Below are 12,871 nucleotides of genomic sequence, written 5' to 3'. Positions count from 1 at the left end.
GAGTGTTCGCCAAGCACGCTGGTTGCTTGCAGTGATCTTCGCCATGCCCATCACCTTCATGGCGATTGGAATAGCCTTTGGCTGACGATCCGAGAGTATCAATATTTGGCAGATTGGCGCAGCTACGTCCCTTCCTGCGCTGATAGGGTTCGTCCACTGCGCTGGCGTGGTGGGCGAACCCAAATATCTGCAGGCACCGTAGCGGCATCCCAGCCTACAAGACGAGATTTCGCGACCTTTCGGAGAGGCCGAATGGCATCGTAATCACACGGCCGTTCGTTGATGATGCCTTGTGCCGGCACGCAGATCGCCCAGCGACATTTCAGATTTCATGCAGAAGGCCCGGCTGCAACGAGCCGGGCCTTAGGGCCGATCAATAGTCGTTGTTTTGAATCACCACGGGGCGACGGTGATGGTGCTTGGAGACCGAGCTCGTGACAATGACGGCATCCGGACGATGGTGCCGGCGGCCACGATCATAGAACGCTACGGTACCGTGGTGGCGGTGGTGCAGGCGCTGGCCGTCCTCGTTGATGATCTTGACGTTGCTGTGGTGGCGATGGTGAGTCCTGATGATAACGTCGGCTTCGGCCGCCGAAGCGACAGCCGGCAATCCGATGGACAGCGCCAAAGCGCACATGATCATTGATTTCATTGCAATTTCTCCATTGCCTTGATTAGCCCTTCGTTGGATAACTGCCGCTGGACCCTTTGGTTCCGGGTGTCCCAGGACAGTCGGACCGCCTCCGGCAAACCGGATGGACGAGCCGTAGGGCTAAGGCTGAGAAGGGGCCGACTCTCGCTGGCGGTACTTGCAAAGAACGAAGTGGCTCGATGCATCGGACGCGCTCGCGTCGGGCAGCACGACGATCTGTGCCCAAAAATCGCAATACCTGGCTATCGCTTCCGGTACCTCTTTGGCGGTGACGCCGGCGATGGTGGCGATGTCGCCGTCTCTGCAGTTGGTCTTCCCGGAAAGCAGGGTTGCGGCTGCCATGATCTGGCATGACCGCTCATCGTCCGCCTGAGAGGGCGCGCAATGGCAGGCAAATGCAAATACCGCCGCTGCGAAAACCAGTCTTTTCATATTGGCTCCGATGCCACCGGCGTTCTGGCGTTCCTCGGGAAAACACGCGAACGAGCTGTGAGCTTTCAGGAGGTTGTCCATTCGGACCGGACCGAGGAGGCTGGAGTTACCAGGCTTCAGCACTCATCGGAGGGTCCGAATGAACGTCCACAAGAATGCCCGTCTCACGCCGCTGCGTCGAGAGGAGATGGCGATGCGGACATGCGTTCCATCGAGCACGATCGTGTCGCCGTCCAGAACGACCGGCCAATTGGCGAGCAGCATCGCAGAGAGCACATAGGGCTACGCTCCCGCTGCGCGTAAAACGCGATCCCAAACCGTGGGCATCGGGAGAAACAGATATTTAAGTATCTGTTTTTTCTGGTCGGAGTGGCAGGATTTGAACCTGCGACCCCCTCGTCCCGAACGAGGTGCGCTACCAGGCTGCGCTACACTCCGTGACCAGACGGCGGGCTTATAGCCGCCACACTTCATTCGTGCAAGCGGCAATGGCAGCGCTTCTGTCGCATTTCATCAGCTTTCGCCGCGCTGGCCGCTGGCGCCCCAGTCGAACGCGTGCGCCCAGTCGGCAAAACCGTGCCACCGACCTCGGGAAATTGCCTGTGCAAGGCAGCGATATCGACATCGTAACCGACGCGGTCGAACCATTCGAACATCAGTGCCGCGTCCTTGCTCTGCTGTTGTCTGGAGCAAAAAATTAGGCTCTATCTCATTGATAATTGCCTATAATTGGAAAAAATCGTCCCATTAATGAATACAATGATCGATCTCAACGATGTCGTCGTGTTTGCCCGCGTCGTCGAAGCCGGCAGCTTCACCACCGCCGCGCACCTGCTGGCTATGCCCAAGACGACCGTCAGCCGCCGTGTCGCACGCTCGAGTGCGAGGTGGTTGGTGTGCGGCTGCTGCAGCGCACCACACGCAGCCTCAACTGACGGATGCCGGCCGTCTCTACTATGAGCAAAGCAGCCAGGGGCTACGGACGATCGAGGAGGCGAACCTGCGTCTTGCGGAGGCGAGGGTGGAGCCTTCGGGCACGATCCGCATTTCAGCGCCGGTTGGTTTTGGCAGTCACTTCCTCATCCGCGCCGTGGTCGACTTTCTGGCTCTGTACCCGAAAACCAATGTCGAGCTGCGCCTCACCGACGACAAGCTCAACCTGATCGAGGACGGCATCGACCTTGCCTTCCGCACCGGAAGGCTCGAGGATTCGGCGCTCATCGCCCGCAAGCTGGGTTCCACGCACAGGTTGCTCTGCGCCAGCCATGACTATCTCGCACGCTACGGGATCCCGGAAGGCCCGGCCGATCTTGCCCGCCATCGATGCGTCATCGCGGGCCCGTCGGCCTCAGGCGCTCATTGGGTGCTGGATGGACCACAAGGCCAGGAAACTGTCGTGGTCGCCGGGCGCTTCGCCGCCAACGAGATGCAGGCGGTGGTGGCGGCCGCGCTCTCGGGTTTCGGCATCGCCCAATTGCCCCAGCCGCTGGCCGACGGGCTGATCAACGAGGGGCGGTTGCGGCGCGTTCTGGACGGCTACACGACGCCGGCCGGCGGCCTGCACGTTCTCTTTCCCAGCAGCCGGCACCTTTCACCCTGGTTAAGGCCTTCATCGATCTGGCGGTCGAGCGGATTTCCAATCGGGCAAACACGGCTTAAGGCATATCTGCTACCTCCGACCAACTTCTCAGCGAGACCCGAATGAGTCAGCGCATCGTCAGTTTTGTCATGAGCGGCGGCGTCGGCTCGCGGCTCTGGCCGTTGTCGCGCGAGGACAATCCGAAGCAGTTTCATGATTTTTCGGGTGATGGCTCGATGCTGGCCAAGACCTTGCGCCGCCTGGCGGCAAGGCCCGACGGTAAAACTCCGATCTTCCTGATCGCTTCGGAGCGCCACGCCGAACGCGTCCATGCCGATCTCGCCGGCCTCGATCTTGCCGGTGGCGGTCCGCTGTTCGAACCCACAGGGCGCAACACCGCCGCAGCGGTGGCCCTTGCAACGCTGCGCACCTTGTCCGAATTCGGCGACAGCCTGGTGCTGGTGGTGCCGTCGGACCACGAAATATCGACGGCAGGGCAATTCTGGCAGAGCGTCGAGGCAGGCGCCGAGGCGGCGCGCGCCGGCCGGCTCGTTGTGTTCGGCATCAAGCCGACACAGCCCGAAACCGGCTATGGCTATATCGAGGTCTCCGCCGAGAAGGGCGGGGTGTTCGACGTTTCGCGCTTCGTCGAAAAGCCGGACCTGGCGACCGCGCAGGGCTATCTGGAAGCCGGAAACTTCTATTGGAACACCGGCATCTTTCTGTTTCGCGCCGGTGCCATGCGCGACGCTTTCGCTATGTTCCAGCCAGACATCTGGCAATCGACCGAAGCGGCCTACAAGGCGGCGACATCGGGTCTGTCCGGCTTCTATATGCCGCTCGAACTCTACGCGGCCATCCCGTCGAATTCGATCGACTATGCCATCATGGAGCGGGCGAGGGACATCGCGATGGTGCCGGCGGGCTTCCGCTGGAACGATCTCGGCTCCTGGCAGTCGCTGCTCGATGTCGGCCCTGCCGATGACCAGGGCAATGTCATTGTCGGCGATGTGGTCGCCATCGATTGCGAGAACTCCTACATCCGCAGCGACGGCCGCCTTTTGTCGGCGATCGGCATGAAGGACGTTGCCATCGTCTCGACATCGGACGCCACTTTCGTCGCTCCGGTAAGTCACAGCCAGCACGTCAAGAAGGTGGTCGAGCAGCTCGAGAAATCGGGCCGGCTGGAAACCAGATTCACCCCGGCGCATGATCGCGTCATCGAAAGCGGCGCCTGGCGGCGGCGCGTGCACCACTGGCTGTTCCAGGAAACCTTGCCGCTGTGGTCGACATCGGGCGTCGACGAGCGCCATGGCGGCTTCCATGAAGCGCTTGGCTTCGACGGCTCCCCGCTGATAAAGCCGAAGCGCATGCGCACGCAGGCCCGTCAGGTCTATGCCTTCGCGGTTGCCAAGGAACGCGGCTGGACGGGCCCGGCCGAGCGGCTGATCGCGCATGGCATCGACTTCATGGCAGGAAAGGGACGCACCGAACGCGGCGGTTGGGTGCGCACGCTGAATGTCGACGGCGCTGTCGCCGACGCCACGGAAGACGCCTACGATCATTCCTGCGTGCTCTTGGCGCTGGCGCATGCGCACATGTCGGGCAATCCCGATGCCTTGCGGCTCGGTGAGGAAACCTTCGCCTTCCTCGACGCCTATCTCGAGGATCATCGCATGACTGGCTTCCTCGAGACATCGGACGGAGAGGGCGAGCGTCGCTCAAATCCGCATATGCACTTGCTGGAAGCCTTTCTCGCCTGGTATCAGGCGACCGGCGAGCGCGCCCATCTGCGCCGCGCGGCGCGCATCATCGACCTCTTCCGCAGCCATTTCTTCGATGCCGAGAGCTGGACGCTCGGCGAATTTTTCGATGCCGAATGGAAGCCGGCCGCAGGCGAAAAAGGGGGCTGGACCGAGCCAGGCCATCACTTCGAATGGGCTTCGCTCCTGGTCGATTTCGCTGGACGCAGCGGCCAGGCCGAACTGAGCGGCTTCGCCAGGAAACTCTACGCCTCGGCCATCGCCAACGGCCTCAACCGGGCCACCGGCCTTGCCTATGGCGCCGTCTCCAGGCAAGGCCTGCCGCTCGACCTGATCTCGCGCAGCTGGCCGCAGGCCGAAGCCATCAAGGCGGCGATCGCGTTGGATGGTTCAGGCGGCCCCGATCTGAAGCCCGAGATCGAGGCCCGTGTCGGCCGGCTGTTCCGCTGGCACATCGACCCGGCCCCGCTCGGCCTGTGGATCGACCGCATCGACGAACGCGGCCGCTCGCTGGCGTCAGATGTTCCGGCCAGCATCTTTTATCACCTCGTCTGCGCGCTGACGCAGTACCTGGATGGGACGGCGGGGGAGGCGGTCTAGGCTCGGCTCAATATGGACTCGCCACGTCCCCCGTCTCGACATAGATCGACTTCAGTTGCGAGTAGAGCGCTAATGCCGCCAGAGAATTCTCGCGGCCGATGCCGGACTGCTTGAAGCCGCCGAAGGGGATTTCCACCGGCGTCAGATTGTAGGCGTTGATCCAGCAGGTGCCGGCCTGCAGCTCGGCGATGACACGGTGGGCGCGCGGCAGGTCGCGGGTGAAGACGCCGGCGGCAAGGCCGAATTCGGTGTCGTTGGCGCGGTCGATAACTTCGTCCTCGCCGTCGAATTTCAACACGCTCATGACCGGTCCGAAAATCTCCTCGCGGGCGATGCGCATCGTGTCGGTGACACCGGTGAACACCGTCGGTTCGACGAAGAAGCCGCCCTGGAAACCCTGCAGCGAAGGCACGTTGCCGCCACAGGCCAGAACAGCGCCATCCTGCTTGCCGACCGCGATATAGCCGACGACCTTGTCGTGCTGTGCCTTGGAGACCAGTGGTCCCATCTGCGTTTCGGGATCGAGTGGGTCGCCGATGCGGATTTTCTTCGTCCGCTCGACCAGCCGCTCGACAAAGCGGTCGTGGATGCTGCTCTGCACGAAGACCCGCGTGCCGTTCGAGCAGATCTGGCCGGTGGAGTAGAAATTGCCGAGCATGGCGCCGCCAACGGCGTTTTCGATGTCGGCATCGTCGAAGACGATCAGCGGCGACTTGCCGCCGAGCTCCATCGTCGCGTGCTTCATCTTCGAACCGGCAAGCGACAGCACCTTGCGCCCGGTCGGCACCGAGCCGGTGACCGAAACCTTGGCGACGACATCGTGGCCGACAAGGCCCGCGCCAACATCACCATAGCCCTGCACGACGTTGAACAGCCCGTCGGGCAGGCCCGCCTCGCTGTAGATTTCCGCCAGCGCCAGTGCCGAAAGCGGCGTATTTTCCGACGGCTTGAACACCATGGCGTTGCCCATGGCGAGCGCCGGCGCGGATTTCCAGCCGGCGATCTGGATCGGATAGTTCCAGGCGCCGATGCCGACGCAGACGCCAAGCGCCTCGCGCCGCGTATAGGCGAAGGGGCCGCCGAGATCGACGGCCTCGCCATTATAGGCGGCGACCGCGCCGCCGAAATATTCAAGGCAGTCCGCGGCGGAAGGCGCATCCGCCACCAGCGTTTCCTGGATCGCCTTGCCGGTGTCGAGCGTCTCGATGCGGGCGAGGTCGGCATTGCGGGCACGCAGAATGTCGGCGGCCCGGCGCAGGATGCGGCCGCGCTCGACCGGCTTCAGCCGCGCCCAGGCCGGCTGCGCGGCGCGTGCGGCCTCGATGGCGAGTTCCAGCACATTCGGCGTCGCCGAGCGCAGCATGGCGATGGTCTCGCCGGTTGCCGGATAGATGACCGGCAGCGGCGCTCCTTGCTCGTCGTCGATATAGCGTCCGTTGACATAGTGCGATGCCGTGGGCTGGGCGCGCATGGGTAGTCTCCGAATGTCTGAGCCCCAAGAATGGGCGGCTCGATCTAGGGACGGCTCAATCTGTCGCGTGGATCATGCTCTATCTGTCCGACTGCTGCCAGCGCGGATTGATCCATGGTTCCTGGTTGGACGGCGCCAGCGGCGTGCGGCCGAGGATGTGGTCGGACGCCTTCTCGCCGGTCATGATCGACGGCGCGTTCAGATTGCCGTTGGTGACGCGCGGGAAGATCGAGGAATCGGCGACCCGCAGCCCGTCGACGCCAATGACCCGGCATTCCGGATCGACAACACTTGATCGATCATCAGCGCGGCCCATCTTGCAGGTGCCACACGGGTGGTAGGCGCTCTCGGCATGGTCGCGAATGAAGACATCGAGATCGTCGTCCGACTGCACATGGCTGCCCGGCGAGATTTCCTGGCCGCGAAAAGCGTCGAACGCCGACTGGCCGAAGATCTCGCGGGTCAGCCGGATGCAGTGGCGGAACTCTGCCCAGTCGTCCGGATGCGACATGTAGTTGAAGCGGATCACCGGCTTTGCTTTCGGATCCGGCGAACGCAGGGTCACCGAGCCGCGCGACTTCGAGCGCATCGGCCCGACATGCGCCTGGAAGCCGTGCGACTTCGCCGCCGCCTTGCCGTCATAGCGCACTGCCGCAGGGATGAAGTGGTACTGAATGTCGGGATAATCGACGCCGGCGCGCGAGCGTACGAAGGCGGCGGCTTCGAAATGGTTTGTGGCGCCGAGACCCGATTTGAAGAACAGCCACTGTGCTCCGATCAGTGCCTTGGAGAACGGGTTCAGCACGGAATTCAGCGTGATCGGCTTGGTCGATTCCTGCTGAATATAAAGCTCCATATGGTCCTGCAGATTGCGGCCGACGCCGGGCCGGTCGGCGATCACGGCAATGCCGTTTTCGCGCAAATGCTCGGCCGGTCCGATGCCGGACAGCATCAGGATTTTGGGCGAATTGATCGACGACGCGGCGACGATCACCTCACGTCGCGCCTTAACGACCTGAATCTGTTTGTGAGCCTCGATCTCGACGCCGATGGCGCGTTGATTCTCGATGATCACCCGACGGGCAAAGCCCTTGACCAGACTCACGTTTTTCCGATTGAGCGCCGGCTTCAGATAGGCTGATGCCGCCGACCAGCGGCGGCCGCCGCGGATGGTCTGTTCCATCGGCCCGAAACCTTCCTGCTTGGAGCCGTTGTAGTCGTCGGTCAGCTCGAACCCGGCCTGGCGGCCTGCTTCGACGAAGGCGCCGTAGAGCGGATTTTTGCGCGAGCCGCGCTGCACATGCAGCGGCCCGCCATGTCCGCGCCAGCCGTCCTCGCCGCCGTCATTGTCCTCCATGCGCTTGAAGTAGGGGAGCACGTCGGCAAAGCCCCAACCCGTTGCACCTTCTTCGGCCCAATGGTCGAAGTCGCGGGCATGGCCGCGCACATAGACCATGCCGTTGATCGAGGACGAGCCGCCGATCACCTTGCCGCGCGGCGTCGCCAGCACGCGGCCGCCGAGATGCGGTTCCGGCTCGCTGGCAAAACCCCAGTCGTAAAGGCTCATATTGAGCGGGATCGACAGCGCCGACGGCATCTGGATCAGCGGCCCGATATCGCTGCCGCCGAATTCGACGACGATGACCGAATGCTTGCCGTCTTCCGACAGGCGATAGGCCATGGCCGAGCCGGCGGAGCCGGAGCCGATGATAACGAAATCCGCTTCAAGCATGGTTCATATGCGCCATAAAATCGGCGAGCGAGACATTGCCGCCGGTAGCCACAACAAGGACGGTTTTATCAGTCACATCCACCTTGCCGCCGAGCAGCGCCGCCAGCGACGCAGCCCCGGACGGCTCCAGCACCAGCTTCATCCGCTCGAAGGCGATCCGCATGGCACGCCGCACCGATTGATCGTCGACGGTGGTGCCGCGAACACCTGCGGTCTTGACCGCCGCGAACGGCGCGTCGCCCGGCCGCCGCGACATCAGCCCGTCGCAGATCGATTTCGGGCCGATCGGCATGGTTTCGATGCTGCCATGCGCCAATGACGAGCCCATGCCATTGAAACCTTCCGGCTCGACGCCGATGATTTCGGTCGCCGGCGACAGATAGTGGAAGGCCAGCGAAACGCCGCCGATCAGCCCGCCGCCGCCGACCGAGCAGAACAACAGATCGGCGCTGGCGCCCTTGGCCTCAAGCTGGTCGAGCGCTTCGAGGCCGGCGCCTGCCTGGCCGGCGACGATCTCCGGATCGTCGAAGGGATGCAGCAGGGCCAGCCCTTCCGTCTGCGCGATCTCGCGGGCCTTGGCCGCGGCGACCTCTTCTCGCGCGCGCTCGCCATGGTCGGTCAGCACCACGCGCGCACCATAGCCCGCGGTCGCGTCACGCTTGGCGGCCGGCGCATCGATCGGCATGACGATGGTGACGGGAATGCCGAGCGCCTGGCCGGCAGCCGCCAGGCCTTGGGCGAAATTGCCGGAGGAATAGGCGACGACGCCCCTCTTCGCCTCGTCGGCCGAAAGCCGCTTCAGCCGCCAATAGGCGCCGCGTATCTTGAAGGATCCGGCCCATTGCAGCGATTCCGGTTTGACGAAGACACGGGCCGCACCGGTCTCCCGGGCAAGCGCGGCCGATTCCAGCAGCGGCGTGATCTGCGTCGCCCTGGAGGTGACGGCGTAGGCCTGCTTGAGATGGTCGAGGGAGGGCACAAGGATCTGGGTCATCATTCGCCTCGCGGATACCGTTTGCTCTCTTCGAGATTGTCGAGGTTCATGTGGTTGCGCATATAGCGTTCCGAGGCCTTCTGCAGCGGCTGGAAGTCCCAGGGGTAATAGGCGCCGTTGCGCAGCGCCGGATAGATCACCCAGCGGCGTGCCTGGCTCTCCCGCACGGCGGCATCGAATGCGGCCATGTCCCAGCGTGCCCGGACCTTATCCATGAACTTGGTCACCAGGCTCGCATTGGCCGGATCGTCGGCGAGGTTGTCCCGCTCGAGCGGGTCGGCATCGAGGTCGAACAGCTGCGGCGGGTCGAGTTCGCAATGGACGAATTTGTATTTGCCCTCGCGGATCGCGACCAGCGGCGCGTAGGAACCTTCGGCGGCATATTCGATCAACACGGGCGCGGTGCGCTGCGTGCCGTCGGTCAGCGGCAGCAGCGACTGGCCGTCGGTCCATGGCGCGATGGCACCGATGTCGATGCCGGCAAGGTCGCAAAGCGTCGGCGCCACGTCGAGATTGGAGACCGGCGCATCGATCAAGCCGGGACGAATGCCCCTGCCGGCGATCATCAGCGGCACCCGCACCGAGCCTTCGAAAAAGCTCATCTTGAACCACAGGCCGCGCTCGCCGAGCATGTCGCCATGGTCGGAGCAGAACAGGATGATCGTGTCGTCGGCCATGCGCGTTCGTTCGAGCACGTCGAGGATCTCGCTGAGCTTGTCGTCGACGTAGGAGATGTTGGCGAAATAGCCGCGCCGCGACCGGCGCACCTGGTCGGGCGTGATCTCGAAGGAAGGATAGTCGCTGGCGCAATACAGGCGCTGCGAATGCGCGTCCTGCTCGCCACGCGCGATGAACGCCGTTTCCGGGTCGAGCGCCTGGCAGTTTTCGTAGAGATCCCAATACTGCTTGCGAGCGACATAGGGATCGTGCGGATGCGATAGCGAAACGGTGAGGCACCAGGGCCGATGGTGCGCATCGTCCTGTTCCCGCGACAGCTGATAGAGTTTTTGCGTCGCCATGAAGACGACCTCGTCGTCATACTCCATCTGGTTGGTTGTCTCGGCCACGCCCGCGCCGGTCACCGAACCCAGATTGTGGTACCACCACTCGATGCGCTCGCCGGGCTTGCGGTAGTCGGGCGTCCAGCCGAAATCTGCGGGATAGATGTCGGTGGTCAGCCGCTCCTCGAAGCCATGCAACTGGTCCGGCCCGACGAAATGCATCTTGCCCGACAGGCATGTGTAATAGCCGTCGGCGCGCAGATGATGCGCGAAGGTCGGGATCGACGAGGCGAACTCGGCAGCATTGTCATAGACCTCGGTGCGCGACGGCAACTGGCCGCTCATGAACGAGGCCCGGCCCGGCGCACAGAGCGGCGAGGCCGTGTAGTTATTCCTGAAGCGCGCCGCGCGTGCGGCCAGCGCCTTCAGATGCGGTGCATGCAGGAAGTCCGCCGGGCCATCGGGAAATAAGGTCCCGTTGAGTTGATCGACCATGACGATCAGGAAATTGGGTCGTTTCGCTGTCACTGTTTTTGCCGCTCGCCGAGTTTGGTTTCGAGATAATCCTGGACGAGCGCGATCGCGGTCGCGGCGTCGGGCACGCCTTCCTTCAGCGCACGCCTGATGTAGAGCCCGTCGATCATCGCCGCTGTCGCTTCGGCGGCACGGTCAGCCTCGGCCCTGGGCAGGATGCCGGTCAGCCCGCTCATCAGGTTCGAATGCAGCCGCCGTGCGTAGATCTTGAGCAATCGGCGCAACGCCGATGATTTCTGCGCCTCGACATAGAAGGCAAGCCAGGCCGCGATGGTTTCGGCCTGGAACTGGATGTCGGAGAAGTTGACGGCGACCACTGCGGCGACGCGTTCGCGCGGGGACTTGGCGGATTGCAGGGCGCGGCGCATGTCGATGGTCAGTTCGGCGAGGATGTGCCGCATCGTTGCGAACAGCAGTTCGTCCTTGGCACCGAAATAGTGGTGGGCAAGGGCCGAGGACACGCCGGCGCGCCCGGCGATCTCGGACATCGTCACGTCAAGCGAGCCGCGCTCGCCGATCGCCGAGATCGCAGCGTCGATGAGCGCCTTGCGGCGCAGTGGCTCCATTCCGACTTTTGGCATGCTGTTCTCGCATTTTGCGCGGAGGTTATTTTTTATTGACGCGTCAATCAACAAAAAAACGATGTGAGGACGACCTGTACCAAGCGATTGCCCTGTTCCGGCCCTTCACGGTTCGGCGAAGAATGTTTATCTTTGAACAATAAAGGCGAAGTGCGCCATGAGTCCGGTATGCTAAGGTGTGTTGAGCTTCAGGTGAGGCCGTCTGCAGGCCGGCATCATCCGAAACCCAAAACACAGCTTTGGCTGGCGCCAAGGATGGAGATTGCCATGACCGCATGCATCGTTGGCTGGGCGCATTCGCGCTTCGGCAAGCTCGAGGGCGAGACGCTCGAAAACCTCATCGTCAAGGTCGCGACGGATGCGCTCGACCATGCCGGCATCGGTCCGGACGAGGTCGACGAGATCGTGCTCGGCCATTTCAACGCCGGCTTCTCGGCGCAGGATTTCACCGCGAGCCTGGTGCTTCAGGCCGACGACCGGCTGCGCTTCAAACCGGCTACGCGTGTCGAGAACGCTTGCGCGACGGGATCGGCGGCGGTCCGGCAAGGCATCCGTGCCATCGACGCCAACGCTGCCCGCATCGTGCTGGTGGTCGGCGCCGAGCAGATGACGACGACGCCGGGACCGGAGATCGGCAAGAACCTGCTGAAAGCGTCCTATCTACCGGAAGACGGCGAGACACCGGCCGGCTTTGCCGGCGTCTTCGGCAAGATCGCGCAGGCCTATTTCCAGCGCTATGGCGACCAGTCGGACGCGCTGGCGATGATCGCCGCCAAGAACCACAAGAACGGCGTCGACAATCCCTATGCACAGATGCGCAAGGATTTCGGCTATGAATTCTGCCGGCAGGAGAGCGAGAAAAACCCCTTCGTCGCCGGTCCTCTCAAGCGCACAGACTGCTCGCTGGTCTCGGACGGCGCTGCCGCCCTTATCGTTGCCGACACGGCGACCGCCCTGAAGATGCGCCGCGCCGTCGCCTTCCGCGCCAACGAGCATGTGCAGGACTTCCTGCCAATGTCGAAGCGCGACATCCTGGCCTTCGAGGGCTGCGAACAGGCCTGGGTCCGCGCGCTGAAGAACGCCGGCGTGACGCTCGACGATCTCTCCTTCGTCGAGACACACGACTGCTTCACCATTGCCGAACTGATCGAATACGAGGCGATGGGCCTGGCCAAGCCCGGCGAGGGCGCGAAGCTGGCGCTTGATGGCACGACGGCCAAGGACGGCCGCCTGCCGGTCAATCCCTCCGGCGGGCTGAAGGCCAAGGGCCACCCGATCGGCGCCACCGGTGTCTCCATGCACGTCTTGACCGCCATGCAGCTTGTCGGCGAAGCCGGCGGCATCCAGGTGCCGGGTGCGAAGCTTGGCGGCATCTTCAACATGGGTGGCGCCGCGGTCGCCAATTACGTTTCCATTCTCGACCGGATCAGGTAAACCGCCCCGACATTACAGCGCCGCGCGCCTTTTGGGGCGCGCAAAGGACGCTGTAACACTTTGATTTTGCGCATGACCCCGAGATCGATTTCGAT

The 12,871-nt window shown here is 63.3% G+C and carries 9 protein-coding genes, 1 tRNA gene and 2 pseudogenes; 3 read left to right on the top strand and 9 right to left on the bottom strand.

Going from position 1 to position 12,871, the window contains the following annotated elements:
- Positions 1-373: 373 nt before the first annotated feature.
- From FJ546_RS00835 to FJ546_RS00820, 4 genes and pseudogenes are all read right to left on the bottom strand, one after another.
- Positions 374-655, bottom strand: coding sequence for a hypothetical protein (locus FJ546_RS00835; RefSeq protein ID WP_140887345.1), 282 nt, complete (start codon positions 653-655; stop codon positions 374-376).
- Between the two features lie 120 nt (positions 656-775).
- Positions 776-1,168, bottom strand: a complete 393-nt coding sequence (locus tag FJ546_RS00830) for a hypothetical protein (protein WP_140887344.1) — start codon at positions 1,166-1,168, stop codon at positions 776-778.
- A 280-nt stretch (positions 1,169-1,448) separates the two neighbouring features.
- A tRNA-Pro gene (locus tag FJ546_RS00825) sits at positions 1,449-1,525 on the bottom strand.
- Between the two features lie 75 nt (positions 1,526-1,600).
- Positions 1,601-1,776, bottom strand: a pseudogene (locus FJ546_RS00820) (NmrA/HSCARG family protein); the annotation flags it as partial.
- A 70-nt stretch (positions 1,777-1,846) separates the two neighbouring features.
- Between FJ546_RS00820 and FJ546_RS00815 the strand changes: the two are divergent.
- Positions 1,847-2,746, top strand: a pseudogene (locus FJ546_RS00815) (LysR family transcriptional regulator).
- A gap of 42 nt (positions 2,747-2,788) precedes the next feature.
- Entirely contained in the window at positions 2,789-5,029 is a 2,241-nt protein-coding gene (locus FJ546_RS00810; protein WP_140887342.1) for an AGE family epimerase/isomerase, read from the top strand.
- Positions 5,030-5,036: 7 nt separating this feature from the next.
- Here FJ546_RS00810 and betB read toward each other — a convergent pair whose 3' ends face one another.
- The 5 genes from betB to betI all read right to left on the bottom strand — a co-directional run bounded on the left by betB (position 5,037) and on the right by betI (position 11,342).
- A complete protein-coding gene (gene betB / locus FJ546_RS00805; protein ID WP_140887340.1) occupies positions 5,037-6,500 on the bottom strand; it encodes a betaine-aldehyde dehydrogenase in 1,464 nt (487 codons plus the stop codon).
- Between the two features lie 79 nt (positions 6,501-6,579).
- A complete protein-coding gene (gene betA, locus FJ546_RS00800; protein ID WP_140887339.1) occupies positions 6,580-8,232 on the bottom strand; it encodes a choline dehydrogenase in 1,653 nt (550 codons plus the stop codon).
- A complete protein-coding gene (locus FJ546_RS00795; protein ID WP_140887337.1) occupies positions 8,225-9,226 on the bottom strand; it encodes a threonine/serine dehydratase in 1,002 nt (333 codons plus the stop codon). Before FJ546_RS00795 ends, betA begins: the two co-directional genes overlap by 8 nt.
- On the bottom strand, positions 9,226-10,755 hold the full coding sequence (gene betC, locus FJ546_RS00790) for a choline-sulfatase (protein ID WP_140887335.1): 1,530 nt from the start codon (positions 10,753-10,755) through the stop codon (positions 9,226-9,228). The genes FJ546_RS00795 and betC overlap by 1 nt, the downstream gene beginning before the upstream one ends.
- The gene (gene betI, locus FJ546_RS00785) at positions 10,752-11,342 is read right to left on the bottom strand and encodes a transcriptional regulator BetI (protein WP_140887334.1); all 591 of its coding nucleotides are present in this window, start codon (positions 11,340-11,342) and stop codon (positions 10,752-10,754) included. Before betI ends, betC begins: the two co-directional genes overlap by 4 nt.
- Positions 11,343-11,609: 267 nt before the next feature.
- Between betI and FJ546_RS00780 the strand changes: the two genes are divergently transcribed.
- Positions 11,610-12,776, top strand: a complete 1,167-nt coding sequence (locus FJ546_RS00780; RefSeq protein ID WP_140887332.1) for an acetyl-CoA acetyltransferase — start codon at positions 11,610-11,612, stop codon at positions 12,774-12,776.
- The last annotated feature ends 95 nt before the right edge of the window (positions 12,777-12,871 follow it).

Source organism: Mesorhizobium sp. B2-4-19 (genome assembly GCF_006441315.1).
GTDB lineage: Bacteria > Pseudomonadota > Alphaproteobacteria > Rhizobiales > Rhizobiaceae > Mesorhizobium.
The sequence above is the reverse complement of the archived record's forward strand: the minus strand, read 5'-3'. Positions and strand labels throughout refer to the sequence as shown.

Coding starts and splice junctions, on each gene's coding strand:
- FJ546_RS00835 (WP_140887345.1), bottom strand. CDS start 655: ATGAAATCAATGATCATGTGCGCTTTGGCGCTGTCCATCGGATTGCCG.
- FJ546_RS00830 (WP_140887344.1), bottom strand. CDS start 1,168: ATGGACAACCTCCTGAAAGCTCACAGCTCGTTCGCGTGTTTTCCCGAG.
- FJ546_RS00810 (WP_140887342.1), top strand. CDS start 2,789: ATGAGTCAGCGCATCGTCAGTTTTGTCATGAGCGGCGGCGTCGGCTCG.
- betB (WP_140887340.1), bottom strand. CDS start 6,500: ATGCGCGCCCAGCCCACGGCATCGCACTATGTCAACGGACGCTATATC.
- betA (WP_140887339.1), bottom strand. CDS start 8,232: ATGCTTGAAGCGGATTTCGTTATCATCGGCTCCGGCTCCGCCGGCTCG.
- FJ546_RS00795 (WP_140887337.1), bottom strand. CDS start 9,226: ATGACCCAGATCCTTGTGCCCTCCCTCGACCATCTCAAGCAGGCCTAC.
- betI (WP_140887334.1), bottom strand. CDS start 11,342: ATGCCAAAAGTCGGAATGGAGCCACTGCGCCGCAAGGCGCTCATCGAC.
- FJ546_RS00780 (WP_140887332.1), top strand. CDS start 11,610: ATGACCGCATGCATCGTTGGCTGGGCGCATTCGCGCTTCGGCAAGCTC.